The sequence below is a fragment of the Mycobacterium sp. genome (genome assembly GCF_049278535.1).
In the GTDB taxonomy this organism is placed as follows: Bacteria; Actinomycetota; Actinomycetes; order Mycobacteriales; family Mycobacteriaceae; genus Mycobacterium.
Genome location: NZ_JBAPMI010000131.1, coordinates 1 through 1,953 on the forward strand (window position 1 = coordinate 1; position 1,953 = coordinate 1,953).

The window sequence follows — 1,953 nt, forward strand, 5'->3', positions numbered from 1 at the left end:
TACCCGACAGTGTGCCGCCATAGCGAGTGAACGGGGTTCGTACACCCCCCAAAACATAAGCCTCAGTCATCGCCACCCTTTCGCGTGCATCGGATCGGAAGGTCTCATGCAGCCGTTGGCAGGAGGCCCGAGGATTTCCATCAGCCGGCCGCGCTGTCCGGAGTGGGCGGCGCAGCGGGCCGCGACACGGGGGGGAGCAATTCCTGATATTGGTCGGTTACCAGGTCCCGGTATTCGGGATGGCGCAGAATGTAGTCAGCCGTGATCTTGCACCGCGGAATGACCGTGTGTCCGGCCCGCCGGATAAGTGCGAGCACACCACTGATCATCGCCGACGAGACGCCCCGATCGCGCCATTGCGTATCGACTTCGGTGGCCATCAACACGATGTGGCCGCGGTAGCGGCGGTAGGGCTGCCGACCGATCACCTGGTCGCCTACCGTGGCCTCGAAGCGACCGTCCTGGGTGTCGTCGGTGATGATCGTCTGTAGTCCATCGTGGGCACTGCGTTCGATACTGCCCATCGGCCTTGGTGATTCACTCACAATCAGGTATCCCTTCCATGTCATCACAGCCGCTAGTACGGCGGCCATCAAGTGCCGGCAAGGCCGGCCACGTGACCGCGCGGCCTTGCTGGTCATCGCCTGACCAGTTAGTTGCGGCCGGCCATGATGCCGCCATCGACGTTGAGAATCGCGCCGGTGACCCAACTGGCTCGTTCGGAGAGCAGATAGGTGACGGCGCTGGCGACGTCGGCGGGTGTGCCCACTCGTCCCAGCGGATGAAGCGGCGCGAATGTCTCTAGGGTGGCGTCGATCTCGTCCTTCGGGATGAACGCTTCATACAGCGGGGTCTTCACGACCGCGGGCGCCACCGCGTTGACGCGAATGTTGTGCTGGGCAAGCTCGATGGCGAGGTTGTGGGTCAGCGCATGCAGCCCGGCTTTTTGCATCGAATACGCAGATGATGGGGTCGCACCGATCGCCTGATGTGCCCACGTGGCGCCGATGTTGACGATGGAACCGCCCTTGCCGTTGGCGATCATGCCCGCAACGACGGTCTGGGTCAGGAAGAACAAGGCGTAGTTCAGCTCCAGATACGAGTCATAGGTTTCCGCGTCGAGCTCGAGAAACGGCTTCGGGATGAAGTATCCGGCGGCGTTGACCAGTAGTGTCGCGTCGTCGTGCTGCTCAGACAGTGCCCGCTGCACATCCGCGACGGCAGCGCGGTCCGTCAGCTCGGCGGCGATGCCCCAGGCTTGGCCGCGCCGGTTCATCAGCTCGGCGACGGTGTCATCGACACGGTCCTTCGAGCGTCCGACGATCACCGCGCTGCCGCCGTGATCGACGACGTCGAGCGCGACCTGCCGCCCCATGCCGGCACTTCCACCGACCACAACGATCTTCTTGGCCTCGAAATGCATTTCAGGTTCCCTTCTAGTTCTCCTCGACGGCTCCGGCTGGGCCGCTGACCTTTTGGATCCAGTCGACAAGACATACGACGCCCGTGCTGCGAACTCCCGCAAGCGGGGCGATAATTTCGCCCGGATCCGCTCGTACTGAGGCTGCGGCCAGGCGAGGTGAGCTGTCATCACCCCAACCACCTATTCACCCGGGTGATCGAGGCGGTGTGGTGAGTGGCCTTGGGAGTCAGCGTGATACGGATCGTTAGTCGTCAGGCGTAGGACGGGTAGGGCCGCTATGCCGCGGCGCAAACGACGTCGGTACCTACGCAACCTCATCAGCGGGAGTGTCAGTGTGTTTTGGCGAGCGTCGCCTGTTTGCGGGTTGCGTCAATCGCGTCCGCCAGCAACCACAGCGCCAAGCCTATGAGCGCAATATCCTTCATCAAGAACTCACCGTCTGCGGACAAAACGGGAAAGCCTCCAGCAGACGCCTCGCCGGTGCCGGGGGTGGTGATCATGAAACTCAGCGTGGTCAGGAAGAACAGCGA

Annotated in this window: 3 protein-coding genes; all 3 read right to left on the reverse strand. The window is 62.8% G+C overall.

Annotated elements, in window-relative coordinates:
* Positions 1-140: 140 nt before the first annotated feature.
* The gene (locus tag WAO18_RS08510) at positions 141-545 is read right to left on the reverse strand and encodes a GNAT family N-acetyltransferase (RefSeq protein ID WP_422205509.1); all 405 of its coding nucleotides are present in this window, start codon (positions 543-545) and stop codon (positions 141-143) included.
* 107 nt (positions 546-652) lie between these two features.
* Positions 653-1,423 (reverse strand): SDR family NAD(P)-dependent oxidoreductase, encoded by a 771-nt coding sequence (locus WAO18_RS08515; protein WP_422205510.1) that lies wholly within the window; start codon positions 1,421-1,423, stop codon positions 653-655.
* A 329-nt stretch (positions 1,424-1,752) separates the two neighbouring features.
* A partial coding sequence (locus WAO18_RS08520; protein ID WP_422205512.1) for a DUF417 family protein occupies positions 1,753-1,953 on the reverse strand: 201 nt, incomplete at its 5' end.

What these genes read in the sequence shown, in the direction of transcription:
- WAO18_RS08515 (WP_422205510.1), bottom strand. Translation starts at nt 1,423, where the DNA reads ATGCATTTCGAGGCCAAGAAGATCGTTGTGGTCGGTGGAAGTGCCGGC.